The sequence below is a fragment of the Paenibacillus sp. EB106-05-06-XG162 genome, from assembly GCF_058791655.1.
Window position 1 is genome coordinate 232,638 of sequence record NZ_JBYTDT010000007.1, and the last position, 23,317, is coordinate 255,954.

Consider the following 23,317-nt stretch of genomic DNA (forward strand, 5'->3'; position numbering starts at 1 on the left):
TGCCAGATAAGAGCGTGACAAGAAATGCAGCCGTAAGCAATACTCTCCGCTACAGATTAACAGTATATCACTTAAGTTAATATAAATTAACTCACGCATGTTAATTATTATTTTACCATAAATATGTTTTAATTCCTCTGGAAAATGTGTGCGGAACCTATTATTTAATTCAAGAATGCATCAGGATTCATCAATTTTTGCAAAATATTCATTTTTGTACGTATTGGACTGCATCCGACACTCATATTTTACTTGTAACATTTCCCAGATCAGCTCCGTTTAACATAAAAGAAGCATTCACCTGTTAGAGGGAGAGGGAATATTTGGGATGAGTATGAAAAATAGAATTGCGTTGTTTATCGTAACGGTTGTACTAGCCTTTCAGTTTAATGGATCATTGGCCAACGCTGGGGAGGCTTTAATCAAAAAATCAATGGTTGAAGCGTTCGATCAAGCGGTTATCATTCCTTATCACTATCAAGGGAAAGCGTTTATTAACGGAGCAAAAAGAGATGTGTATGGTGACCACCATATCGTAAAACATAACTCCCGCATCATGGTACCGATCCGGTTGATGAGTTATTTGGCTTCGGAGATCGAAGACGACAGGAGCGAGTGGCAAGCCATCTGGCAGGCGCAAAAACCGAAAGAAGTGTTGCTCAAAAATGAAAAGTTACATAAAACAATACAATTTACGGTAAACAATAAAACGATGCTGGTGAATAATAAATCTATCAAGATGGATGTTGCGCCGCAACAGGTGAATGGACAGATTGTATTGCCGCTCCGAAGCGCAGCCGAGGCACTGGGTGCGAATATTGATTGGTTGGATGGACTGATCGTGATCAGTCGGGAACCGATTAATCTGCAGCATCCGCAGACGAAGGCGATCGCAGGGCGTATTCTGAAGGAATTAGAGGACCCTCGCAAGCCGATTTCTTATCCTAATAAGTCGATCGATTTATTGGCTAAACCCGGGAAAAAATTGTATTTCGTCCGCACGGCGTATGGAGAGAGGGAACACACGTATACCTTGTTCGAGCGTATGGAAGGGGAAAGCAAGGAGAAGCAGGTTCAATTGCCAGGCAAGCCGATCTTGTCTTATGCCAAAGTAGTAGGCGACCAGCTTATTTTTATATCGTTAGAGAAAGATCAAGGAACGTTATATGCTTATGACCTGAATAAGAACCGCATCAGCAAGTTAGCCCCCATCGGTTCTTGGGATCCGAGAGAAGGATGGCTCGGTGATGTCCGATACCTGGATCAGGAATGGTATGTCATTCTGCACTATGGGGATTTGACCATGGGCGGCGAGTCGATTTATAAAGTTGAGAATGGCGCATTGCGAGAGTTAGCCAGCGGGAAGAATTTCGTTACATTTGAGAAGTATGGCGAATACTTATACGCTGAGGATTTTCATTTTATGACAGGCAGTACCCGCAATATTGCGAAGATCGACATGAAGACAGGTCAATCCACGGCAATCGGTCAACCTGATTATACGTATGGCGTCTATCGTGAGGTCACGGATCAGGGCACAAGTATGAACTATAGCCAGTCGTCGTTATATGTGATGGATGATTATCTGTATACGATAGGTTACAAGGAGAGCGACCCGAAGGACAAAGGCGGGGTTTATAAAATAAATCTGAAAGACCAAAGTCAGACGAAGCTTACAAGTGCAACGAATCAATTCTGGTTGATCGACGATAAAATCTATTATATCGATGCCGCTTCAGGTACATTCAAGATGCTGGATACCACTAAAGGTGTTGTAAAGACGATCGTAGACCAGAAAGTATTGAATGTGCGCCTGCATCAAGGCAGCTTCTATTATACGGTGAATGGGAAAGCCATAGCATATAACGCGGGTGTGTTATACGAATACCAGATTGCATCCGGGCAGAACAAAAAACGTTCTGAACATGCCGTCAGCGCTTATTATCTTGGAAAGTCTGCGACGTATTACACGCTTGACGGCTACGAACCAGGTTTGTACCGCATCAATCCAGATGGCAGCTCAACGTGCCTTGTCGCAGGGAATATTCGGCAAGTGATCGTGACAGAGGATGGTGTCGCGTGTATGTTGACGTACAAGGAAGGCATTTATAGTGTGAAATAATTATGTATGACAACAAAGCCTCCATGACAGTCAAATGTCAGAGAGGCTTTTTTTGCTGGGTGGACCTATCGATTATTAAGGATCTAGTGATAAATTATGGATATTAAGAAGGGGCTTTTTTGGTATGTTGAGGGTGTAACCTTTGAGGATGTTAACGGCACTATGATATAGAGACAGATGAAAGGAGCGGTGCGCATGCTTGAATACATCGAAGAAGCGAAACGGGGGGAACAACAGGCCTTTGAACAAATCGTCAAGCACTATACTGTGATGGCGAATGCGGTAGCCTATGAGAAGCTTCATGATTTTCAGCTCGCAGAAGACGCGGTGCAGGAGGCATTCACAGAAGCTTACCTACATATCGACAAGCTGAGGACACCAGCAGCATTTCCGGGCTGGTTCAAATCGATCGTGGAACGGCAATGCTATCGGATGCTGCGAAGGAAGAAGCATCTTGTTGTCCCCTATGCAGATGCGGAGCAATCGGCTGTTTCGCCACTTAATGTATCCGAGTTAATGGAGCGAAGAGAACTGCAGCAAATGGTTCATCATTCGATATCGTCATTAACTTCGAATATGCGGATTGCGGTACAATTGTTTTATTTTCAAGGTTATTCGATCCCAGAGATCTCTGCGTTCCTAAACGTATCGGTTCCGGTATTGAAGAAGCGGTTGTTCGATGCTCGGCGCAAGCTGAAGGAAGCACTGCCCGTAGCCGATCTAGTCTCGGTAATCAACCATATGTATGAAGGAGGAGAAGGGATGCTTCACATTGTTAACGGGGATTACGTCGCGGAGAAGCTTCGTCAAGGTGTTGTGAAGGGGGATATCCTCGTCTGGAGAGAAGTGTATCCACACGGTCCTGTGTTCAGGAATCCAGCTGAGTCGGAACATCGTACGTTCCGAGCGACCTACTTGGAACAGACGATCGGGGTACCCCATGCTGAATTTATTCAGAGTAGTGAAGTGCAAGAGAAGACGCTCGCGGAATGCCACAAATATAAGGAAATCGTGTTATGGTTCGAGCATGATTTATTCGACCAGGCGATGCTGGCCTATTTGCTGGATTGGTTCGCAAGACAGTCGATGCCAGAGACAACGTTGAATTTGTTATGCATTGGCAGCTATCCGGGCATTGAGCTCTTCCGGGGGCTAGGACAGTTGTCGACGGAGCAGTTAAGCACGATCTCGGGAACATGGAGAACGATCCGCACGGAGGAGTTAGATCTTGGCAGCGCATTTTGGCAGGCATATACATCACAGGATCCGGAAAAGCTTCAACAATTGTTGAATAACGATACGTCTGCACTTCCGTTCACTCATGATGCGTTCAAGCACCATCTTGCTCAATTTCCTTCGACCTTTAACGGACTGGGGATTGTAGAGCAAACTACACTTACAATGCTTCATGCAGGAATGGGTTCTTCTCATGATCTATTCAAGCATGTGGGCGATCAGCTTCATGTCCTCGGGATGGGAGATTTGCAATATGGGCATATCCTTAGGCGTATGGCGCAAGGTTCGCATCCGCTGATTGAGCTTCATGGTGCCGAAGAAATCCTTGCCAATAACGGTACATACATGTCCCTGCAGAATTGTGAAGTCTTGATGACACCATTCGGTAAGCGCGTCATGGAGGGTCAAGAGGATTGGGTCACATGGAATGGAATCGATGAATGGTATGGCGGCGTGCATGTGCAAGGTCATGATCCAGCATGGCGCTGGAATATCGAGGAACAGAGGATCGTGCGCGAATCCCCTCGATGCGGTGAAGAATAACCATGTCTATGGAATCAATATGAAGTAATAGGGCAGCGAGAATAGGATCGCCCGCATAGAGGGCGGTCTTTTTTGATTTGTTCGAGAATATGCTCGTTCTCTGGATCTTTGTACCTGCCCCAACACATAGATTTTATGCATCTTATGACACAATTCGACAATAATTCTAGTAATCGATTGCTATAATAGTCTAATCGTACATAAATCTATCTACCTATGTGCTAATTCATTGGGGTCAGGAGTGGTGTGAAGTATGAAGAAATGGGCAGGAATGTTGTTGGGTTTATTGCTAGCGGTTACTTTGTCTTTTCCAAGCTCTTCATTTGCGGAAGAAGGAAATAAGTTCACAGATGTTAGTGGTACTTTCTGGGCGCAGGATGAAATCAGCAGTATGGCTCAGCTGGGACTTGTGAAAGGCTATTCTGATAATACCTTTAAGCCTAATAATACTGTGACGCGAGAGGAATTTGCTGCGCTTATTACGCGGGCTTTTTATTTGGATTTGCCTGATGGGAGTACGCCAGGAACTTTTGTTGATGTTACAAAATCGAGATGGTCCTATACAGCGATAGAGGCATCCAAAGATTTCATCACAGGTTATTATCCGCCTTCGGGCAAGGCTTTTTTTGACCCGACAGGAAAAGCGACTCGGGAGGATGTTGCAGTAGCACTTGTGAAGACGTTGGGCTATAAGACAGACGACTTGAAGGATAAAGAAATTTTAAGTCGTTTTTTCGATGAAGATGATATTTCCCCTAACATGCGTACATATGTGGCTCTAGCTGTAGAGAAAAAGTTGATAAATGGATATAACACAGGAACATTTAAACCTGCCCAGGCGGTTACACGGGCAGAGTCTGCAGCGCTATTGTACCGAGTAATTAAGGGTGCAGCAGGAGATAGTCAGCAAACACTTACGTTGAATGTTGAGGTTCCTGAGACGACATCGTCGCCGACATTTTATATCACAGGTGATGTGACCAATGGGGCCGAAGTGCTCATTAATAATCAAAAGGCTGAGGTTGATCAAGGTCAATTTCGTGTTGGGTTCCGATTGAAAGAAGAAGGTAGCTACAAATATACCGTGTCAGCACGACTACCTGGCGGTAAGACACAGTCTGTAACAAAGACAATTAAGTTTGAGAAGGGTGCACCTACTTTAGATGTCAAAGGGGTACCGGAGAAAACGGATAAACAATCCATTACAGTGTCTTGGTCGGTTAAAGATGAGAACGATTCATCTCCAGTCGTCTACTTAAACGATGAGAAGCAATACGGTTCTTCTGCGACGGTTAGTCTTAAGGAGGGCGATAATGAAATTACTGTTGTCGTTCAGAATAGCGCTGGGAAATCAGCTAAAGTCGTCAAACACGTTGTTTTCCAAGGCGATGGTCCGGTTTTGAATGTGTTTGATGTTCCTGCATCATCGGATAAGGAGACATTGAAAATAAGCTGGACCGTACAAGATAAAAACGATAGTTCCCCAAAGGTGTATCTAAATGGAGAACAGCAGTACGGTACGAGTACAACAATTACGCTTAAAGAAGGAACAAATACGTTATTATTTAAAGCTGTGAACAAGATGGGCAAATCAACGGAAGTAACGAAAACGGTCGTATTGACTGGAGGAGCTCCTGTTCTGACTGTAGATCCATTACCAGAGTCAACGAACAATAATTCTATACGCGTAAACTGGAGTGTTAAGGATCAAAATGACAGTTCTCCAAAAGTGTATGTGAATGAAGAACAAGCATATGGCAGCAGTATGACTGTCTCATTAAAGCCAGGACTAAATAAGATAACAGTTAAAGCGGTTAACAAGTTAGGAAAGATTGCAGAAGTTTCGAAGAACGTTACCTTTGCAAGTAATGGTCCGACATTAACTGTTGGTGACATTCCACAGACGACGGGCAAAAAATCATTGCAGATTAGTTGGACGGTGTCGGACACGAATGACAGCTCTCCTAAAGTATATGTTAACGACGAGCAGAGTTATGGTAGGAGTACAACCATATCCTTGACACCGGGAACCAATACAATTAAGATCAGAGCGGTTAACAATCTTGGTAAAACGACGGAAGAGACACGTACAATCGTATTTGAGCCTCAAGGCCCGAATCTAGTCTTAGGATATACACCAGAAACAACTTCTTCAGAGACGATTACGCTCTCTTGGACAGTAAGTGACGACAACGATGACTCTCCTAAGGTGTATGTGAATGATAAAATGGTCTACTATAGCACCAGCATGGACGTAAAACTGACTTCTGGTGTTAATACGTTCAAAATCGTTGCTAGCAACAAGCTTGGAAAAACAACGGAAGTGACATGTACGGTCACGTATACTCCATCTCTACCACAACAATAAACATTTGCAAATGACCGGATCAGTTGATGCTGCTCCGGTCTTCTCATGACAGAGGATCCAAGTAATTCAATCAACAAAAGCGAGGTGAAATCATGAATTCATATACGCTTATCCATAAAGACAGCCTCACGGACAACGAATTGTCCCAAATCCTTCGAGTATGGGAAGCCTCAGTCCGTGCAACGCACCATTTTCTGGCGGAGGAAAGTATCGTATCGCTCATCCCGCTTGTACAGAGCGGCGTACCCCAGGTGGAACATGTTATCTGTATCGAAGACCAGCAGCAGGAGATTCAGGCCTTCATGGGGATTCACGGGGATAAGATCGAGATGTTGTTCGTTGACCCCGAGCTACGAGGGAAGGGCATAGGGAAGAAGCTCATCACATATGCATTGGATGACATGAATGTGAATTACGTAGATGTAAATGAACAGAATCCACAAGCTGTAGGATTCTATGAACACGTCGGATTCGAAGTCTATGAACGTTCGGAGCTCGATGATCAAGGCAATCCATTTCCGATTCTACGAATGAAAAAGGCTCGAACTGCCCATCGTTAGGCGGTTACGAGCCTTTTGGCTGCTTATCGATCTAGCTCCAATGGCAGAAAAGCGTAGTCCCCGTCCCTCAGGATCGCACATTTGCGAACAGGAACAGGAGTCTTGAATAGAGGCCCATCGATAACGGTCGTATGGAACTCTCCACCTTCCCCACAGGGATCAATCCCGCGATCCACAAGCTCTTGTACATAATTGAGCGTTAGAACGCGCCCAAGATCGTCTTCGGTCATGCCGAGTGAACAGTTGACCGTCACAATGATCGTAACGAATCCAAGTCCGATGAACGTCTCGACCGCTTCGCGGTGATCCATTTCCCACAGCGGCATGCCAAGCTTCATGCCTGCATTCTGCGTCACTTTATCATGCCAGCAGCCGTGCTCCGGCATATCCAGATCACCCGTGACTAACGCTTCAGCCCCGTGCCGTTTAGCGGTCGCTAACAGCTCCATATAGTTCGCTTCATAGTCTGCCCAGCTCGAAGCGGCTGTAAATACAGGTAGACCGATCGATTCCGCTTGGGCCTGAATGACTTCAGGCGGCATGCCATGGGACCTCGAGCGCTCTCCTTTTTCCTCTAGCATGACGATGAGCCCCACGGCTTCTCCGACCTGCATGGCCTGATACAACGCTAGGACACTATCCTTCCCTCCACTAAAAGAAGCAATAAACTTGCGCCCGTGCGCACCCGTTTTCCAATCAACGACTTCTGTCATGCATATCGCTCCCCCTCGGTTCTTTCGAACTTCTATTCTATCATTTTACTCGATTTATTTTGAATGCTCACTTGGATATAATGAAGCTATATTGAAGGACCGAAGAAGAAGCACACGAAAACGTCTTAGGAGATGAATCATAATGACCAAATCGATCGTAGAGAAATTGAATTTACATAAATACGAGCAAGTTGCTGTATTGTACAAGCCTGAAGGAAGCGATTATCTGACGGAGTTGAAAGGCTATGATATAACGCTAACCGAAGGTGCTGCGTATGATCTTATTTTTGCCTTTGTGCTGGATATGGAATCGTTACGGTCCTTGATGTATCGGGTTATTGAACACCGGCATCTAAAGCCAGGCGGTTATCTGTTCGCGGCGTATCCGAAGAAAGGCAATAAAGTCTATCCGACCTTCATTCATCGTGATGAGCTGTTAGGCGGGCTCGACAGTGATGAGAATGGCTATGTTGGGACAAGCTCCATTAAATTTGCACGTATGGTGGGCTTGGACGATGTGTTCACGGTTGTCGGGTTCAAAGAGGACGCGAAGGGCAAGAGCAAGGCAGATCAGCCGTCTACGAAATCCAGCCAGCGGGTAGATGATTATATTGCCTTGATTCCAGAGATCGAAAAGGATTTGGCGGATATGCCGGAGCTGCTTGCCATCTATCAAGCTCTGACGCCAGGGTACCGTAAAGACTGGGCACGTTATGTATACAGCGCAAAGCAGGAGGAGACCAAGGCAGCTCGGCGCGAGGAGATGAAGATGATTCTTCAGGCAGGTTACAAAAGCCGGGAGTTATATCGAAAAGATCAATCCAATTAAATGAATGGAGGGCATCCATCTAAGGGTGCCCTTTCTCGTCGCTAGATCGAGAACCAATACACGTATTGCTTATGTACTAACGTAAACCCTGCCTTCAAGGCGGTTCGCCATGAACCGGTATTCGATTCCATGCAGTTCCAATGGGCAATCAAACCCTTTCGTATACATGCATCTGCAAAACGTACCGTCAGTTGATGAGCAAGTCCTTGTCGTTGATGTGTCGCTAACGTCTCAATATCAATGGGGAGCATCTTATTATAATAAGCCGTACCTAGGGCGACTGCGACAATTTCGTCCCCGTGTAGTGCGGCATAAGCTAGCCCTTTGCTTAGAAAAGCTTCATTAGAACCCCAAGCCCCTAAGATCCGCTTACTTATCATAATGCTGTTCATGATCTGCCCGGCATTCATCCGTTCCAAAAATGCTCCGTCAATGTTGTGAATCGTATACAGTCCATAGTTATTCGTTCGTTCCTCTGCAGCTACAGTAGATTTTTGGTAGGTGTGCTCGTATTCACGATCCACTTTCACATGTGAGAATAACGCAAGAATGGCTCTTTCGGCTTCAGGATCGGCAATAGAAAATTCAAAATAATGGTCTCCGCGTTCTCTCAATTGAGCGAATAATTCGTTATCAAGGAAACTTTTGAACTGTGCATAAGTCTGCTGCTGCTCAGGTTTTCCTAAAATACAGAACCCGCCTACGGATGAGGAGTACACCAATGCAAGTGTAGGTTGTTCAAGATCATCAACCCATACGTCACCCTTGCATTCTCCGGCTACAATACCTGAGAAGCTAGGATTCGCATTACTTCCAATAGCTCCTAATTGATCTATTTCCAGTCTGTCGACTCTGATCATCCCAGCCACAACTCCTTCCATTAGGTGTTATGAAGTCATTATAAGACATGATGAAGCCGCTTGACAGCAGTAAGCGCATTTCAGGCGGCTTCGACAAGGAACAGCTGGATTGAAAGGTTAGAAGACTATGCTGAACTTACGAACTTATGAAGCTTACGGGTCTTGCGAATTTTGCGGAGCTTGCGAATTCCACGGAACTTATGAACTTTATGGATTTTATGAACCTTACGAACCTTGGAGACTTTCGGGGCTTTAGACATACTTAGTTTTCTGCAGGCGTGGCTTGCAATTCGTAACATTTCCTGTTGATTGTGTTCGGATTGATCCTGAACGAATAGTTCATTCATAGCGATAAAAGCTTCCTTTAGAACGGGTAAGCCATGTTGATAAGTCGGGGAATGGTGGTCTTCATAGTAGAGCTCAGCTCTTCGTGTGCAAGCGTGTCTCAGTTTTCTGGATGCATTGCGGTAAACCGAGTGCTTGCTTTTCTGCCAAGACTTTATGATACGCAACGCGTTTTTATATAAGATGATACTATCCCAAGGTGCACAAATGGACAATATGCTTAATTCGGGATCCTCAAATCCATGGGACTCATAAACGAGCTTCAGGTTCTCCTCTGGCCAATCGAAATTGCGGTAGGATTGAGGATGCTGCTGATGATATCCGATCATTTCCTGGATACTGACGAATTTATAGCCCGTGCGATGGAGCCGATAGCCGAGCTCCCAATCCTCGAGCCCATATTTTTGGAATTTATCGTTGAATCCGCCTACTTGCAAGAAGACCTTTTTGGGTAGGGACATATTACGGGTTACGGATAGGAGCCAGGGGGATACGTCCGTTGAGCAGTATTGAGCTTTGCCGACATCATCGATATCCCAAGGCATAATGATACTATCGAGTGGAATGGTCTGGTTCCGAACATGGTCCTGCGTGACTAAATCAATGGTATCAGGTGTGTTGAAGTAATGTTCGCTCCATAAGCCGCTAGGTCTTAGAATATGGGCCGCTGTGACCTTCTCCTGCTCAGAAAAGTCAGCATGTATTTGCGTGTAGATATTTCTCCACATGTTAGGTATACCGGAAGCAATGAGTGGTTTCTCTTCATGATACTTTGCATGAACGCTAATGAAATCCGGGGTAACCAAAAAATCGGGATCACAGAAAATGATGTAATCCTCTTTGGCGGCTGCGACACCAACATTCCGTGCCATGGATCTACCTGACGTGTGGCTCAGCGAGGTGAAGAGAAGTCGATACGGCGCTTGAGCTTGATACTGATGAAGCCGTTCCAATGTGTTGTCGACCGAACCATCGTTGACAACGATCACTTCGAATTGGTCCAGCGGATAAGTCTGTTTCTCAAAAGCAGTCAAGGTCAGCATTAACTGATATGACCTATTATACGTAGGAATGATTACGCTAAATCTCATAGGGACAGATCTCCTCCGTCTATTCGTGGATTTATTCATTGTATACGTGAGTGATCTGCCCTGCGATGGACAAATAACCATTCCTGCAATAAAAAGGGATTCGCCTATTGCTCTAGTATGATGATTAGGAGAAAGTGTCATTGAACAAAAAAGCAAAGAGGCAAGGATGGATTCCTGCCTCTTGTTATGCTGCAAATATAAGTTAGAATACGCGCCTTGCGGTAACGAACCGTTTCTTCCATTGCCCTTCAAAAGCTTCCATATGGACACCTTGTTCCTTCGAATACGTATGAAGAATTTGATTGTTCCCGGCATAGATGGCAACATGTCCAATGTCCAGCTTACGTGCCGTGAAGAACAGTAGGTCGCCTACGCGCAGATCATCGATCTTAACTTCCTTGCCGACCTTCGCTTGTTCATAGGACACGCGGGGGAGGTCGATCGATAACGTATCTCCGAATACACGCTTCACGAACGAGGAGCAGTCGAACGTCTTTGTCTGGTCGGGCGAAGCCCCGAACACGTATGGTGCACCTAGATATTTCATGCCGGTTGCGATCAGCTCGCTGCCTTGCTTCTGGATTAAGGCAGGGCTGGTGTAATCCGTATATTGGGGCTTGGCCGATATGTACCCGTTCCCGTTGTTCTTCGTCTGGACTTCAAGCCAGAGGGCATCCACCTCACGAGTGACATGGACCTTCTCACCGGCGGGCAGTAATCCTAAGGCGTTGGAATCATTCTGTGAATTCGGTGACGTTCGCAGATTGACGCCTTGCAGAATTGAGGTCTCATATTCGACGGCGGATGTGATCCAGATGGACTTGGTGCTTGGATCCCACTTAACGGTGCTTCCGAGCGCCTCACTGATAAAGCGTAACGGTACCAAGGTATACCCGTTCGTAATTTGACCAGGGACGGATATATGAAGGGTCTGTCCATTCAGTTTGGCCGTCTGATCTCCTATTCGGTAAGTAAGCGTTGTGTTCCCTTTCGTTGCCGTAACCGTCTTGCTGGCGTTATCCCAAGAAAGCTTGGCACCTTGAACTTCGAATAGTCCGCGCATTGGTACGAGAGCCGATCCGTTTACGACGTCTGGGGGTGTCTCTGGTTGAAGCTGGCGACCATCCATATAGATCGATACGGCCTTAGTTGTCACTTGTTCTTGCGGAGCTGCTGCTGCATGCGTTGGGGCTGAATAGAGAAGCGAAGAGGCTAGCAGTAAGAGGAGTGTATAGTTGTTCTTCTTCATTTGTCATCACCTTGTTGATAGATTTGTACTCTATCATTGGACGACAATTAGCCGAATTGGTTATGTGGTAAATGTTGTAATACGCTGCTTACACCGTACACGCATCCCCTAGATCGCCAGCTTTCGCGGCCTCTTTCTCCATAAATGCCATATGTTGAAATCCCCACCCGCACATATCCGCGAGCACGGAGCTTAACGTCTTCCCATGATCGGACAAGTAATATTCCACCTTGGGTGGGATTTCTTGATACACCTGGCGCACGATGAGTCCGTCACGTTCCATCTCACGTAGCTGATTGGTCAGCATGCCTTGCGTGATGTTCGGGAGCAGGCGTCTTAATTCCCCGAATCGTTTGGTGCCCTCATGCAGCAGAATAAACAGGATGAGCGGCTTCCATTTTCCTCCGATCACTTGTAGTGTCGCCATAATTCCTTGTGTCGTGCGCGGGTCTCGTAATTCCTCTTTCATGCTCCAAGTCCTCCCTATCCGTTCGAATCATTTCTTTAGCGTTACTATATCAGAGTATCTGGATTCACGACAGTACGATGATTTAGCGTACATAGTATGATTTTCCGTACTATCGGGTTGAACATCAAGCAGCGTCTAGAGTACGTTCAACAGGACTTAGTATGGAAAAAGAGCGTACTTAACAAAAGCAAATTTCTACTCAATAATGGGGGTGTAATCGTGATTTGAAAAACAACGTGAAAGGTTGATAAGCAATGAAAACGATGGTTATTATAGCACATCCCCATTTAAATACATCCCGTGCCAATCTGGCTTTTAAGCATGAATTGGAGCAACATGCAGACATTGATGTCCGTGATCTTTATCAGGAGTACTCCAATTGGGAGATCGATGTGGAGCGAGAACAGCGGCTGCTCCTGCAATATGACCGAATTGTATTTCAGTTTCCATTCTATTGGTACAGCTGTCCGCCTCTTCTGAAAAAATGGTTCGACGACGTACTGACATTTGGTTGGGCTTTTGGTCCAGGGGGAGAACATCTGAAAGGCAAGGAGTTCATGGTGGCTACGACGGCAGGAGGGACGGAGAGCGCGTATCGTTCAGGAGGCGAGAACTGGTTCACGATTAGCGAACTATTACGACCAATCCAGCGCACACTGACGAAGTGTAACGGCACATTCCTGCCTGCGTTTGTCACCTATAATGCAAATGCAGGCACGGATGCCTATATCGCACAAGAAGCGAGAAAATATGTGGAGCATATCCAAGCGGGGATGCTTGCGCTCGTCCATTAAGTGCTTATTTACTTGTGGGCAAGAATGTTGATGAGCTTGCCGAAGGGATCGCGAACGTAGAAGCGGCGTACGCCCCAAGGCTCATCTGCGGGACCATATTCAATTAGAAATCCGGATTCCTTCATGCGCGCATACGCTTCATCGACATCATCCACTTCGATCGATAGATCTGGTGTAGGTGTATTGGATCCGCCTTCGGAGGCGAAGCTGATCTGAATCCCCATCTCTTCTTGTGAACCATAGGTTGCAATCCAACCGTGATCCATGAGCAATTCAAGCCCAAGTATATCGTGGTAGAAGGATTTGGCGAGCGCAATGTCTGGCGTGGCAATATTCGTAACAATTCGGCTGACCTTCATAGGAATCTCCTCCAGTGAATCGTAATTTTCCATAGTATACCAGAAGATAGTATCCATACGCAGCGTTCTAGTGTTGCGAAATCCTGGCCGGATATAGAATAATAGATCACATATATCAATGCGTAGGGAAATGGAGACTGGAGACATGATTCGCAAGTTATCGCAGGATGAGCTGGATACGCTATTGCACACTTTTGAGAGGGAACAGCATTTTCTCTATTATTCTTATCTAACGAATCGCAGACAGCACACCGTTCATTATGGGCAGTTCACAGATGGAGGCGAGCTGCTTGGCGTTTTGGCATACTTTACGGGATTATCGTTCAACGCCTTTTCCGTATACCCTGTGCAGGAGTCCTTTCGAATTCAATCGATGTTGCCCTTCATGCAGCAGGAGCTTCAACTGCCGGAGGATGCCGTCGGCAACTTTATCCTCACGGAAGAGGAGATGGGGCTGCTCGCTCCTCAGCTCACATTCGTTAGGCCTCCGAAGCCGCTCCTGCTTATGAAGCATACCGATAGAGAAGCGAAGCCGTCGGAGGATCAACAGGTCATGCGTCTTGGAGCAGGCGATTATGAGCGGATCGAGTCGAGGTTGGCTGCGCTGAATACGATGGCTTTCTCCCGCGAAGAGTTGAAGTACCCATTCTTTGGCGTGATGGATGAGCAGGAACTGGTTGCTGTGGGCGGGTATCATGTCTACACCGAGGATTATGTCGAGCTCGGGAACATCGGAACAGATGCCTCGAGGCGAAGACAGGGGCTGGGTAGACGGATTTGTACCGAGCTGACAAGGCAGGGAAGAGCCATCACGCCGCATGTGTATTTGAATGTGCTGGAAGACAATACAGCCGCTGTTCAACTCTACCGCTCGCTTGGTTATGAAGTGATCTGTAAGCAGTACATTGCTGAATTTGCTATTTGATGCAGGTGAAATAGCTAGAGCCAATCATGATGATCGGCTCTAGTTGTGTTGCTACGTTTATTGACAAATCAATTGACTTACGTGGACACGGGACTTTCGGCTAGTCTAACGATCGTATTGAGAGCTTCTTCCCAGTTCCGATCAGAATGCTCATACATCGTAGGAGTTGCGAAGTTGCAGTGCTCTAATTGCAGGATCGTCAGATGATCTCGGTTGGTTAATGTGAATGTAATCACGGAATAGTTCTCCGGGCTATCCGCCATCCCGGAAAAACCACTCCAGTAGTCATAGGAGAACACGGTTGGCGCCTCTAATTGCAGAACATGCCCCTTATCTTCATGCGCTTCGCCTTTCCACATAAATTGGAAGGAAATCGGATCGCCTATGTTCCAAGTTGTCTTCATGGTTACACCAAGCCATTGCTCGATATGTACTGGGTTGGTTAGAACATCCCATACCGTATGGGTTGTTGCATGGATTTCTCTTTGTTTCTGAATCGATAACGCGCTGCTCATGATCGGGCACCTCTCATTATTTATGGAGTTAGATTTCCTTATTATGGGATCGTATCACACGTATAATCACGTGTATCGTAGAAACGCGACAAATATAGAGCTAATTTACATAAAAAAACACCCCTAGACCGTCTAAGGGGTGCGCTGCATATGGCTGTGATCTTATTTCTGCAATCCGTAAATGTTGTAAAGACGACCCTCCACGGCTTACGGGCTGCGGGGCGGTCGTCTTTTTGTATGGTAAAGAGACGATAAAGTGATTGTAGAATCATCAGTGGAATAATATACTAATTGTGGAATTTGGCGTTCATGTAATTAATCTTATGATGAGGTGATCTCCGTCTTGCGAAAAACAAAGACGTTTCTTGTGTTCTTATGTGCCATTTTGATTGTTCTTTATACGGTGATTCAATACGGATTTTTTGATGCCAGGCTTGCTGGATTGGTACAGTTTAAGCTTCAGAGTCCAGATTTTCATGTTACACCTTGGGTCTATTTTTTGTATGCTCACATTGTGACGGGGGCTCTTGCGCTGCTCATCGGCCCATTCCAAATCTTTCGCAAGCAGCGGCATGCGAAGTCTCGCGATTGGCACCGCCGTCTCGGGATGGTCTACGTCATTTCGATTTTTATTAGCGGTATCGTCAATATTTATTTGTCCTTGTATGCCACCGCGGGCTGGATTGCGCAGACCGGATTCATCGCTTTAGATCTTGCGTGGATGTTCACGACCTATATGGCCGTAGCCAAGATTATGCGGCAAGACGTTCCCGCACATCGGAACTGGATGCTCCGCAGCTATGCCTTGACGTTCGCTGCGGTTACGTTGCGCTTATATCTAGGACCCCTGAGTCTCGCCTTTGGGGATTTTGAGCTCGCCTATAGATTTACGGCTTGGCTGTGCTGGGTACCGAACTTAGTCATTATTGAGATGGTGATTCGATCTCGCTCGGTTAAGGGATCAACAGGATTCGTCCGCTGATCTTCCGTTGTTCGAAGGCTTCATGGGTTCTGGCAGCATCGGCGAGGGGATAAGTACGATCGATTTTGACAGATAGTCGGCCCGCCTGAACCCATTGGACGAAATGCTCTGCATAGGTCTGCCATGAATCTCTGAAGTATAAGAGGGAGAAGCGATTAATGTAGAGCGAGCCCTTCTCCTGCAGGGTCATGAGATCGAAGGGCGGAACGAATCCGCTAGCTTGCCCGAAAAGCTCCAAATATCCGCGCGGGGCAAGGCTGTCGAGGCTTCCTTCGAACGTATCTTTGCCTACGCCGTCATAGACGACATTGACGCCTCGGCCATTAGTGATGCGCCGTGCTTCCTTTGCAAAATCCGCCTGCGTGGAAATGATGATCTCGTCTGCCCCTGCCTCTCTGGCGGCGTTCGCTTTCTCTTCGGTCGACACCACAGCAATGACATGACCTCCGCGGATTTTAGCCATCTGCACGAGGAAGAGTCCTACGCCGCCTGCGGCAGCATGCACAAGGCACCAATCGCCTGGCTTAATTGGATATGCCTCATGCGTCAGGGCATAAGCCATGAAGCCTTGCACCAGCCCGGCTGCCGCTTGCTCAAGTGTTAGCTCCTCCGGGACAGGAATAAGGTAATTGGCGGGTGCTACGACATGTGTCGCGTATGTTCCGCCTCCACCCCCGCAGATGACACGATCCCCAATCTTCACATGAGTGTCTCCCGATCCGAGCGCTTCTACAATCCCGACACATTGACTGCCGATGGTCGCAGGGAGTTCGTATTTCAGACCGCCTTCTTTTTTGTAAAAAGCTTGCTGCACGAGGTCGCCCCGCCGATGCTGCATATCGAGGAAATTCACGCTTGCTGCTTGCACGCGGATGAGGGCTTCGCCTGGTGCAGGCGTGGGTAGCGGCAATTCCTCGAATTGCATCACTTCAGGACCACCGTAGGCATGGATACGAATCGCTTGCATGTTCATTGAAATACACTCCTTTGATATAACATTTTGTTTCTTGAATACAAATTATTGTTTCTTGGAAAATATATTATTATGTGTATGCTGTGTTGTCAATATTGTTTCGTAGAAACTTTAAATTGAAGTGCGTTCTTGATATACTGTGCGTAAGTCTATTTTGTTAAGGAGATTATCGTATGACGCAACCATCAGACTCGAATTGGAGCACAATCGAAGCAACCCATAAAGCACAATTAGTTCAGGAATTAATGGAGACGACGGCCAAGCTGCAGGCCAAATTCCAAGCGGAGGATGATGAAGAAAAGCAGTGGCTGGTTGCGAATAGCAGTAACCCGGAGGTGCTAAGCTTCTTGCAGGAGTCGACGGTGATTATGCTGCATGTGATTGATGCCATCGGACGGCTGGAGCCGGTGAATGGCATTACGATCTCCAAGCAGTTCGGCATTCCGAAAGGCAGTGTCTCGAAGATCACACGGCGATTGGTGGAGAAGGAGATCATTCGTACCGAATATCTTCCTGGAAACAAAAAAGAGGTGCTATTCTGCACAACACCACTCGGCAAGGAGATCTTCGATCTGCACCAAGCGTTGCATCGTCAGATCGACCGGGGCGTGCATCGATTCCTCCAGCGGTACAGCGAAGAGGAGCTAAAGTTCATCACGCAATGTCTGCAAGATACGCTCGAAGCCTCGTGGGTCCATGACGATTCGCAAGGGGAATGGTCTCTTCCTGATCCTACATCCGTCCAGCCGCCAGCGCAGCCGATCTTGCAGGATACCGAAGATCGGGATGAAATCATGAAGATGTTGAAACCGCTGAACGGCCCTGAGTTGAAGAAGGCAAAGGCCATTTTGAAGGATGTCTTTTTTACGTCGTTTGATGAATAAAGTAGTAGTCGCACCCGAACAGAGGGAAGAGGAGTGTGCAGCAGCTTGAACAAGACAGACCGATTATTGGCCATCGTATTGGAATTGCAGCGCACTGCGGTGTTACGCGCGGAGGATCTGGCGGCAATTTTCGAGACGAGTGTGCGGACTATTTACCGTGACATTCAAGCGTTATGTGAAGCGGGTGTACCCGTGGTAGGAGAACCAGGGGTGGGGTATTCCTTAATGGAAGGGTACTTCTTACCTCCGGTTAGTTTCACAGCGGAGGAAGCGGTCACTTTGCTGATTGGGACGGATTTCATCGAGCAGCGATTCGATCAGGATTATGGTCAGAAGGCACGCTCTTCACGCGGGAAAATCGAAGCGATTCTGCCGGAGCCCATTCGGGTGGAAGCAGCTCGGGCACGTAAGACGATGCGGCTGCTGACGACGGATGACGAGAGATATCGCGGTCCGGAGAAAGCTTATGTAGAGATGATTCGCCAAGCCATTCTACTCGGCCGCAAAGTGAAATTCGGCTACGCCAAACGATTGCCGGGAGAGGACGGGAATCGTCACAGCGTGCGTGTGGCGGCACCTTATGGACTGGTGTTCACTAGAGGCTCGTGGGTTCTTGTGGCGAGCTGTGAGCTGCGGCAGGATATTCGTCATTTTCGGTTATCGCGAATGAACGAACTGACGGTGATGAATGAACCCTTCCAACTCCCTTCGGATTTTAACCTACAGGATTATGCACCTCCAGATGACCGTAATATCGTCGTGCGAGTTCAGGTGCATGCGGCGATCGCGGATAAAGTGAAGGAGTCCCCGAACTATTACAGCGAAGCCATCGAGGAGCAGGAAGATGGGGATCTGCATATGACCTTCCGTGTCCGCCAGCCTGAGGAGATGCTCCAATGGGTGCTTGGGTGGGGCGCGGGCGTCGTTGTGCTTGAGCCGGAATCACTCTGTACACGGGTTCGTGAAGAAATTCATCACATGCTCGAACACTACTGACATAATGGTGTCAGTAGTGCTGTGATATTGTGGAATCAAATGACAATAAAGGAGCTGTTCGTAAGAATGAATACACGCGAATCTTTACTGAAATTTGAGGAAACGGCAAATCACTATATTCATGCATTAGATCAATTCAGTATGGAGCAATTGACTCGTCAGCCTGGTGAAAGTGAATGGTCACTGGGGCAAATGATGCAGCATCTTATCAACTCGGCAATCTATATGCATTTACGGAATGTAGAGCTGTGCATGACAGCAAATGAGACCGGGGCTGACCTAGCTGCGGAGAAATCCGAAGCTGGCGTAGCGCTATTTGAACAGGGAAGCTTCCCGCCAGTGCGTATCCAAGTCCCACCATCCCCGCAATATACCCCTGTGCAACCGGCTAGCAAGGAGCAGCTCGTGCAAGGGCTGAATACGGTGATCCAGCGGATGCGAGAAGTAGAGCCGACACTCGCTCATGCGTCTCAGTCCAATAAAGTCGCTCATCCGCGATTTGGTGCGATGAACGCGACAGAATGGTATTTGCTCATCGAAATGCACTACCGTCATCATCTGCTGCAGATGGATCGGTTGAAGGAATTTCTATACGCATGAATATAGGGAACGAAGGGATGGGAACGATGGCAGCCGATGCGCTAAGCGAGCCATGCCGATACTGGATTGGTGTCGTATCTGCAACACATGTGAAGCGCGGCGTGGCGGGTGGGTTCGCACAGCTCTGTCACGGTAAGTCAGCGCCTTTGCGAAGAATGCGTCAGAATGACTGGTTGATCTACTATTCTCCACGAACGGAAATGGCCCAAGGGGAGGCGCTCCAAGCATTCACAGCCATTGGGCAGGTTGCAGATGACAGCGTCTACGAATTTCAAATGTCCGAATCCTTTGTGCCATTTCGCCGGAATATTCACTATCGTCCGAGTCGGGAAGTGAAGATCGCCGATTTATTGGACCAGCTTAGCTTCACGCGTGGGAATCGCAATTGGGGATATTCCTTCCGGTTCGGTCACTTCGAGATCGGAAGGGAAGATTTCCTGATCATTGCCAGAGCAATGCTGGAAGATGCGGGTTTGTCTATATGAGGAGTCTATGTTATCATTCAACCCTATAAGGTACCCCTAACAACGAAGAATAGAGGTAATCATTCGATGTCTAATTTGCCCAACTGCCCCAAATGTCAATCTGAGTATACGTACGAAGATGGCAGTCTATTTGTCTGCCCGGAATGTGCACACGAGTGGACGCTAGAAGCGGAAGCTGCGAACAGCGAAGATACGAAAGTCTACAAAGATGCCAATGGGAATATCCTAAGTGACGGTGACACCGTTAGTGTCATCAAGGATTTGAAGGTCAAAGGCAGCTCTTCCGTCATCAAAATCGGTACAAGAGTCAAAAATATCCGTCTCGTCGACGGCGATCATGATATTGATTGCAAAATTGACGGTTTCGGTGCGATGAAATTAAAGTCGGAGTTCGTGAAAAAAATATAATATCTGCACCAAAAGGGCATTCCTCTCGCAGGAGTGCCCTTTGTTGTTCAATTGAAATGCAGCGATAGCGACAGATCAATAAAATATTTTGGTATGAAGCACCTGCATGGCTTGTTGAATATCCTCCCAGTCCCCTTCGGATGCGCCTTTCATGCGCTCTAGAAAACGTCCTCCAATACGCGCGAAAGCGGCATTCATCATCGCCTGTCCTTCCTCGGAGAGGCGAATCATTTGTTTTCGTCGATCATCCGCCGCATCGAACTTCTCGCATAGATTTTTCTCGCATAATTTACGGATTTCACGGCTCGTATTGGGCATGGAGATATGCTTGCAATCGCTGATCTGGCTTAGGGTGACGGGTTGGCTAACGGCTAAGTATTCTAGAATGCCGTACTGAAGCGGTGTGATGTCATCAGGTTTAATATCCTTCGTAAATGTATGGGTTACTTCATGAACGGCCGTCGTGAAGGCCACGATCTGTTGAAAAAATGCTTCTTTATCCACCATAGCTCACCTCTCCTTCCACGATAACAAATTCATTGTCTATAAACAATTATCATTTGACAACTAAATAATGACATGATAGCATCTAGTTATCAAATGATAACCAATGAGGTGGGACCATGAAAGTACTGGTAATCTATACGCATCCGAATCACGAGAGTTTAAGTTATGCGTTTTTGCAGCAAGTGATCCAAGGCAGCAGCGAGAACGCGAATATCGGCGAGGTTCAGACGCTTGATCTATATGAAGAAGGGTTCAATCCTGTCTTAGTCTTCAATAAGGAGAAGCGCAGACGGGATATGCATATCGATCCGAAGTTCGCGAAATATCGAGATCAGATCCAATGGGCTGATAAAATCGTGTTCGTCTATCCCATCTGGTGGGGACGGCCTCCGGCGATGCTCCTCGGCTATATTGACCAAATGTTCTCTTCGAACTTTGCGTATCGCGATACCGGCGGCATGTTGTCCGAAGGGTTGCTGAAAGGGAAGTCGGCGGTGTGTATTTCTGTGATGAAGGGCCCGACGCTTTATCCACTATACTGGCTGAATAACTCGCATAAAATATTAATGCGCAAAGCGCTGCTGCATTATGTCGGGATCAAGCCTGTGAAGTTTTTCGAGTTCGGGAATATGGAGAGCCCGAAGGGGCGGCATGCGGAGAAATTAGACAAGGTTTATCGGTATTTTAAAGCGGTCGCGAGGTAAGCCATTGATCTTCATGGATTCATTCGATAATCTATGATAAGATTTACACTTATATTGAATGAGGAAGTGAACGTAGATGATCAACATTACCATTCCAACACCGGATGTTACAATTTTGAAGCAAGAGAACCCGCAGCTAAGCCATATTTATGGATTCACGGATTTCCATTTGATCTCGAGAGAGGTGGGGGGAATCTTCATGTTCTACAATGCGAAGGATGAATTGTTGTTCGTCGGGAAAGCGCGAAAGCTTAGACCACGGATCAAGAAGCACTTCGAAGACACGGTATCCCCGATCAAAGAACACCGCGAGGAAGTAACGAAGATTGAGGTTTGCGTGGTGGAGGATGCGGTTCATCGTGAAATCTACGAGACATATATTATTAATGCGTTGCAAGCCAAATATAACGTAGACAAAGTTTTCTACAAGTAGAAAAGCTGTCCATTCCAAATCCTCTCTTCGGAATAAGATAGAGTGCATCGATTTCGAAGATGAGGATCGGTAATGGCGATGGCTAACAAGCGATCTGAAGGAAATAAAAGGGACATTCACTGTCATCAATCGATGATGTATGAATGTCCCTTATTTTATTGTGCACAATCGTTATAGATGAATGAGGATCGGTTAGTTGGCCTCCATACGGGCAATTTCCTTGTGTACGATCGGCGCAACCTTGGTGCCGAGGTACTCAATGGTACGCAGCGTTTCTCGGTGCGGCAATGAGCCGACATCGACATGTAGGAAGAATCGATCCAGACCAAGATTCTTGCGTAAAAGGACGATTTTCTCTGCGACATATTCGGGATCGCCGACATAGAGCGCCCCCCGAAGGCTGCGTGCACCATCGAAGGATTCACGCGTATACGGCGGCCACCCGCGTTCACGTCCGATTTTGTTCATGGCCGCATGCGTGGAAGGATAATACATCTCCGCAGCTTGCTCGTTCGTATCACTAATAAAGCCGTGCGAATGCGATGCGATCTGCAGCTTGGATGGATCGTGACCGGCCCGCGCTGCAGCTTCCTTATAGAGCGAGACTAATGGAGCGAACCGCTCCGGCATGCCGCCGATAATCGCGAAGGTAATCGGCAGGCCGAGTGTTCCTGCACGTACCGCGGATTCCGGCGTGCCGCCGCTGGCAATCCATACAGGCAGTGGTTCTTGCACAGCTCTTGGATAGATGCCGAGATTATCGAACGCTGGACGATGACCGCCACGCCATGATACCTTTTCCGAAGCACGAACGGCTAACAGTAACTCGAGATGTTCTTCGAATAACTCATCATAATCCTCCAGACTATAGCCGAAGAGCGGGAACGATTCAATAAATGAGCCACGACCCGCCATAATCTCAGCTCGACCGTTCGAGATTCCGTCTAGTGTAGCGAAGTCTTGATATACGCGAATGGGGTCCGCAGAAGATAATACAGTAACGGCACTTGAGAGCCGGATATGCTTAGTCGTGGAAGCGGCGGCTGCAAGAATCACAGCCGGTGAAGAAGCCGCGTAATTCGCGCGATGATGCTCACCGATGCCATAGACGTCGAGACCGACTTGATCGGCGAGGACGATTTCTTCGACCGCACGGCGCATCCGTTCTGCATGGCTGATTGCTTCGCCGGTCACTGGATCTGGACTTGCATCTAGAAAGGTGCTGATACCAAGTTCCATTCGTTTTGTTGGTTGGGTCATGTTCTCTGCCTCCCTTAATTACGGATATTATACTATAATTTTTATTGTCACTCAAGTAAAGTTAGTTAAAAACAAAAATAAAAGTGGATCCCTCATGGTGTTGTGTG

The 23,317-nt window shown here is 47.1% G+C and carries 25 protein-coding genes; 15 read left to right on the top strand and 10 right to left on the bottom strand.

Translation table 11 applies throughout. The annotated features are described in order from the left end of the window. Positions 1–328: 328 nt before the first annotated feature. The 4 genes from AC3WU2_RS17210 (at position 329) to AC3WU2_RS17225 (ending at position 6,829) form a co-directional block, all read left to right on the top strand. Complete coding sequence (locus tag AC3WU2_RS17210; RefSeq protein WP_492456246.1) at positions 329–2,122, top strand: stalk domain-containing protein; 1,794 nt, start codon at positions 329–331, stop codon at positions 2,120–2,122. Positions 2,123–2,317: 195 nt separating this feature from the next. Further along, positions 2,318–3,901, top strand: coding sequence for a sigma-70 family RNA polymerase sigma factor (locus AC3WU2_RS17215; protein WP_492456248.1), 1,584 nt, complete (start codon positions 2,318–2,320; stop codon positions 3,899–3,901). Positions 3,902–4,154: 253 nt separating this feature from the next. Continuing rightward, positions 4,155–6,269 carry an S-layer homology domain-containing protein gene (locus AC3WU2_RS17220; protein WP_492456250.1) on the top strand — a complete coding sequence of 705 codons (2,115 nt, stop codon included), beginning with the start codon at positions 4,155–4,157 and terminating at the stop codon, positions 6,267–6,269. Between the two features lie 92 nt (positions 6,270–6,361). Continuing rightward, positions 6,362–6,829 (top strand): acetyltransferase, encoded by a 468-nt coding sequence (locus AC3WU2_RS17225; RefSeq protein WP_492456252.1) that lies wholly within the window; start codon positions 6,362–6,364, stop codon positions 6,827–6,829. A 23-nt stretch (positions 6,830–6,852) separates the two neighbouring features. Here the strand turns inward: AC3WU2_RS17225 and AC3WU2_RS17230 are convergent, their stop codons facing one another. Next, on the bottom strand, positions 6,853–7,542 hold the full coding sequence (locus AC3WU2_RS17230; protein ID WP_492456254.1) for a Dph6-related ATP pyrophosphatase: 690 nt from the start codon (positions 7,540–7,542) through the stop codon (positions 6,853–6,855). Positions 7,543–7,684: 142 nt separating this feature from the next. On the opposite strand from AC3WU2_RS17230, the gene AC3WU2_RS17235 reads away from it, so the two are divergent. Next, on the top strand, positions 7,685–8,371 hold the full coding sequence (locus AC3WU2_RS17235; protein ID WP_492456256.1) for a YdeI/OmpD-associated family protein: 687 nt from the start codon (positions 7,685–7,687) through the stop codon (positions 8,369–8,371). A 41-nt stretch (positions 8,372–8,412) separates the two neighbouring features. Here AC3WU2_RS17235 and AC3WU2_RS17240 read toward each other — a convergent pair whose 3' ends face one another. The 4 genes from AC3WU2_RS17240 to AC3WU2_RS17255 all read right to left on the bottom strand — a co-directional run bounded on the left by AC3WU2_RS17240 (position 8,413) and on the right by AC3WU2_RS17255 (position 12,385). Next, entirely contained in the window at positions 8,413–9,231 is an 819-nt protein-coding gene (locus tag AC3WU2_RS17240; protein WP_492456258.1) for a GNAT family N-acetyltransferase, read from the bottom strand. A 125-nt stretch (positions 9,232–9,356) separates the two neighbouring features. Next, positions 9,357–10,667, bottom strand: a complete 1,311-nt coding sequence (locus tag AC3WU2_RS17245; RefSeq protein ID WP_492456260.1) for a glycosyltransferase family 2 protein — start codon at positions 10,665–10,667, stop codon at positions 9,357–9,359. 202 nt (positions 10,668–10,869) lie between these two features. Next, on the bottom strand, positions 10,870–11,916 hold the full coding sequence (locus AC3WU2_RS17250) for a stalk domain-containing protein (protein ID WP_492456262.1): 1,047 nt from the start codon (positions 11,914–11,916) through the stop codon (positions 10,870–10,872). Between the two features lie 88 nt (positions 11,917–12,004). Next, positions 12,005–12,385, bottom strand: a complete 381-nt coding sequence (locus AC3WU2_RS17255; protein WP_492456264.1) for a winged helix-turn-helix transcriptional regulator — start codon at positions 12,383–12,385, stop codon at positions 12,005–12,007. A gap of 254 nt (positions 12,386–12,639) precedes the next feature. On the opposite strand from AC3WU2_RS17255, the gene AC3WU2_RS17260 reads away from it, so the two are divergent. Further along, positions 12,640–13,179, top strand: a complete 540-nt coding sequence (locus tag AC3WU2_RS17260; protein WP_492456266.1) for an NAD(P)H-dependent oxidoreductase — start codon at positions 12,640–12,642, stop codon at positions 13,177–13,179. 8 nt (positions 13,180–13,187) lie between these two features. On the opposite strand, the gene AC3WU2_RS17265 is transcribed toward AC3WU2_RS17260, so the two are convergent. Beyond that, complete coding sequence (locus AC3WU2_RS17265) at positions 13,188–13,538, bottom strand: VOC family protein (protein ID WP_492456268.1); 351 nt, start codon at positions 13,536–13,538, stop codon at positions 13,188–13,190. 145 nt (positions 13,539–13,683) lie between these two features. Between AC3WU2_RS17265 and AC3WU2_RS17270 the strand changes: the two genes are divergently transcribed. Beyond that, positions 13,684–14,463, top strand: coding sequence for a GNAT family N-acetyltransferase (locus AC3WU2_RS17270; RefSeq protein WP_492456270.1), 780 nt, complete (start codon positions 13,684–13,686; stop codon positions 14,461–14,463). 77 nt (positions 14,464–14,540) lie between these two features. Here AC3WU2_RS17270 and AC3WU2_RS17275 read toward each other — a convergent pair whose 3' ends face one another. After that, positions 14,541–14,978 carry an SRPBCC family protein gene (locus AC3WU2_RS17275; RefSeq protein WP_492456272.1) on the bottom strand — a complete coding sequence of 146 codons (438 nt, stop codon included), beginning with the start codon at positions 14,976–14,978 and terminating at the stop codon, positions 14,541–14,543. A 343-nt stretch (positions 14,979–15,321) separates the two neighbouring features. Between AC3WU2_RS17275 and AC3WU2_RS17280 the strand changes: the two genes are divergently transcribed. Then, positions 15,322–15,960, top strand: coding sequence for a DUF2306 domain-containing protein (locus AC3WU2_RS17280; RefSeq protein ID WP_492456274.1), 639 nt, complete (start codon positions 15,322–15,324; stop codon positions 15,958–15,960). Here the strand turns inward: AC3WU2_RS17280 and AC3WU2_RS17285 are convergent. After that, positions 15,932–16,933 (bottom strand): quinone oxidoreductase family protein, encoded by a 1,002-nt coding sequence (locus AC3WU2_RS17285; protein ID WP_492456276.1) that lies wholly within the window; start codon positions 16,931–16,933, stop codon positions 15,932–15,934. The genes AC3WU2_RS17280 and AC3WU2_RS17285 overlap by 29 nt on opposite strands. Before the next feature lie 173 nt (positions 16,934–17,106). Between AC3WU2_RS17285 and AC3WU2_RS17290 the strand changes: the two genes are divergently transcribed. From AC3WU2_RS17290 to AC3WU2_RS17310, 5 genes are all read left to right on the top strand, one after another. Beyond that, on the top strand, positions 17,107–17,817 hold the full coding sequence (locus AC3WU2_RS17290) for a MarR family transcriptional regulator (protein WP_492456278.1): 711 nt from the start codon (positions 17,107–17,109) through the stop codon (positions 17,815–17,817). 45 nt (positions 17,818–17,862) lie between these two features. Next, the gene (locus AC3WU2_RS17295; protein ID WP_492456280.1) at positions 17,863–18,813 is read left to right on the top strand and encodes a helix-turn-helix transcriptional regulator; all 951 of its coding nucleotides are present in this window, start codon (positions 17,863–17,865) and stop codon (positions 18,811–18,813) included. A 66-nt stretch (positions 18,814–18,879) separates the two neighbouring features. Continuing rightward, complete coding sequence (locus AC3WU2_RS17300) at positions 18,880–19,413, top strand: DinB family protein (RefSeq protein ID WP_492456282.1); 534 nt, start codon at positions 18,880–18,882, stop codon at positions 19,411–19,413. Then, positions 19,410–19,898: an EVE domain-containing protein gene (locus tag AC3WU2_RS17305; protein ID WP_492456284.1), complete on the top strand. Its 489-nt coding sequence runs from the start codon at positions 19,410–19,412 to the stop codon at positions 19,896–19,898. The genes AC3WU2_RS17300 and AC3WU2_RS17305 overlap by 4 nt, the downstream gene beginning before the upstream one ends. A gap of 66 nt (positions 19,899–19,964) precedes the next feature. Continuing rightward, positions 19,965–20,306, top strand: coding sequence for a zinc ribbon domain-containing protein YjdM (locus tag AC3WU2_RS17310; protein WP_018754382.1), 342 nt, complete (start codon positions 19,965–19,967; stop codon positions 20,304–20,306). Between the two features lie 75 nt (positions 20,307–20,381). On the opposite strand, the gene AC3WU2_RS17315 is transcribed toward AC3WU2_RS17310, so the two are convergent. After that, positions 20,382–20,813, bottom strand: coding sequence for a MarR family winged helix-turn-helix transcriptional regulator (locus AC3WU2_RS17315; RefSeq protein ID WP_492456287.1), 432 nt, complete (start codon positions 20,811–20,813; stop codon positions 20,382–20,384). A 116-nt stretch (positions 20,814–20,929) separates the two neighbouring features. Here AC3WU2_RS17315 and AC3WU2_RS17320 point away from each other — a divergent pair, with 116 nt between their 5' ends. After that, the gene (locus AC3WU2_RS17320) at positions 20,930–21,517 is read left to right on the top strand and encodes an NAD(P)H-dependent oxidoreductase (protein WP_492456289.1); all 588 of its coding nucleotides are present in this window, start codon (positions 20,930–20,932) and stop codon (positions 21,515–21,517) included. Between the two features lie 76 nt (positions 21,518–21,593). Beyond that, complete coding sequence (locus tag AC3WU2_RS17325) at positions 21,594–21,950, top strand: nucleotide excision repair endonuclease (RefSeq protein WP_379343936.1); 357 nt, start codon at positions 21,594–21,596, stop codon at positions 21,948–21,950. Between the two features lie 192 nt (positions 21,951–22,142). On the opposite strand, the gene AC3WU2_RS17330 is transcribed toward AC3WU2_RS17325, so the two are convergent. Beyond that, positions 22,143–23,210 (bottom strand): LLM class flavin-dependent oxidoreductase, encoded by a 1,068-nt coding sequence (locus tag AC3WU2_RS17330; RefSeq protein WP_492456292.1) that lies wholly within the window; start codon positions 23,208–23,210, stop codon positions 22,143–22,145. Between the last annotated feature and the right edge of the window lie 107 nt (positions 23,211–23,317).

Excerpts from the sequence above, each read along its gene's own strand:
- AC3WU2_RS17210 (WP_492456246.1), top strand. The coding sequence starts at position 329 with ATGAGTATGAAAAATAGAATTGCGTTGTTTATCGTAACGGTTGTACTA.
- AC3WU2_RS17215 (WP_492456248.1), top strand. The coding sequence starts at position 2,318 with ATGCTTGAATACATCGAAGAAGCGAAACGGGGGGAACAACAGGCCTTT.
- AC3WU2_RS17220 (WP_492456250.1), top strand. The coding sequence starts at position 4,155 with ATGAAGAAATGGGCAGGAATGTTGTTGGGTTTATTGCTAGCGGTTACT.
- AC3WU2_RS17225 (WP_492456252.1), top strand. The coding sequence starts at position 6,362 with ATGAATTCATATACGCTTATCCATAAAGACAGCCTCACGGACAACGAA.
- AC3WU2_RS17230 (WP_492456254.1), bottom strand. The coding sequence starts at position 7,542 with ATGACAGAAGTCGTTGATTGGAAAACGGGTGCGCACGGGCGCAAGTTT.
- AC3WU2_RS17235 (WP_492456256.1), top strand. The coding sequence starts at position 7,685 with ATGACCAAATCGATCGTAGAGAAATTGAATTTACATAAATACGAGCAA.
- AC3WU2_RS17240 (WP_492456258.1), bottom strand. The coding sequence starts at position 9,231 with ATGATCAGAGTCGACAGACTGGAAATAGATCAATTAGGAGCTATTGGA.
- AC3WU2_RS17245 (WP_492456260.1), bottom strand. The coding sequence starts at position 10,667 with ATGAGATTTAGCGTAATCATTCCTACGTATAATAGGTCATATCAGTTA.
- AC3WU2_RS17250 (WP_492456262.1), bottom strand. The coding sequence starts at position 11,916 with ATGAAGAAGAACAACTATACACTCCTCTTACTGCTAGCCTCTTCGCTT.
- AC3WU2_RS17255 (WP_492456264.1), bottom strand. The coding sequence starts at position 12,385 with ATGAAAGAGGAATTACGAGACCCGCGCACGACACAAGGAATTATGGCG.
- AC3WU2_RS17260 (WP_492456266.1), top strand. The coding sequence starts at position 12,640 with ATGAAAACGATGGTTATTATAGCACATCCCCATTTAAATACATCCCGT.
- AC3WU2_RS17265 (WP_492456268.1), bottom strand. The coding sequence starts at position 13,538 with ATGAAGGTCAGCCGAATTGTTACGAATATTGCCACGCCAGACATTGCG.
- AC3WU2_RS17270 (WP_492456270.1), top strand. The coding sequence starts at position 13,684 with ATGATTCGCAAGTTATCGCAGGATGAGCTGGATACGCTATTGCACACT.
- AC3WU2_RS17275 (WP_492456272.1), bottom strand. The coding sequence starts at position 14,978 with ATGAGCAGCGCGTTATCGATTCAGAAACAAAGAGAAATCCATGCAACA.
- AC3WU2_RS17285 (WP_492456276.1), bottom strand. The coding sequence starts at position 16,933 with ATGAACATGCAAGCGATTCGTATCCATGCCTACGGTGGTCCTGAAGTG.
- AC3WU2_RS17290 (WP_492456278.1), top strand. The coding sequence starts at position 17,107 with ATGACGCAACCATCAGACTCGAATTGGAGCACAATCGAAGCAACCCAT.
- AC3WU2_RS17300 (WP_492456282.1), top strand. The coding sequence starts at position 18,880 with ATGAATACACGCGAATCTTTACTGAAATTTGAGGAAACGGCAAATCAC.
- AC3WU2_RS17305 (WP_492456284.1), top strand. The coding sequence starts at position 19,410 with ATGAATATAGGGAACGAAGGGATGGGAACGATGGCAGCCGATGCGCTA.
- AC3WU2_RS17310 (WP_018754382.1), top strand. The coding sequence starts at position 19,965 with ATGTCTAATTTGCCCAACTGCCCCAAATGTCAATCTGAGTATACGTAC.
- AC3WU2_RS17315 (WP_492456287.1), bottom strand. The coding sequence starts at position 20,813 with ATGGTGGATAAAGAAGCATTTTTTCAACAGATCGTGGCCTTCACGACG.
- AC3WU2_RS17320 (WP_492456289.1), top strand. The coding sequence starts at position 20,930 with ATGAAAGTACTGGTAATCTATACGCATCCGAATCACGAGAGTTTAAGT.
- AC3WU2_RS17325 (WP_379343936.1), top strand. The coding sequence starts at position 21,594 with ATGATCAACATTACCATTCCAACACCGGATGTTACAATTTTGAAGCAA.
- AC3WU2_RS17330 (WP_492456292.1), bottom strand. The coding sequence starts at position 23,210 with ATGACCCAACCAACAAAACGAATGGAACTTGGTATCAGCACCTTTCTA.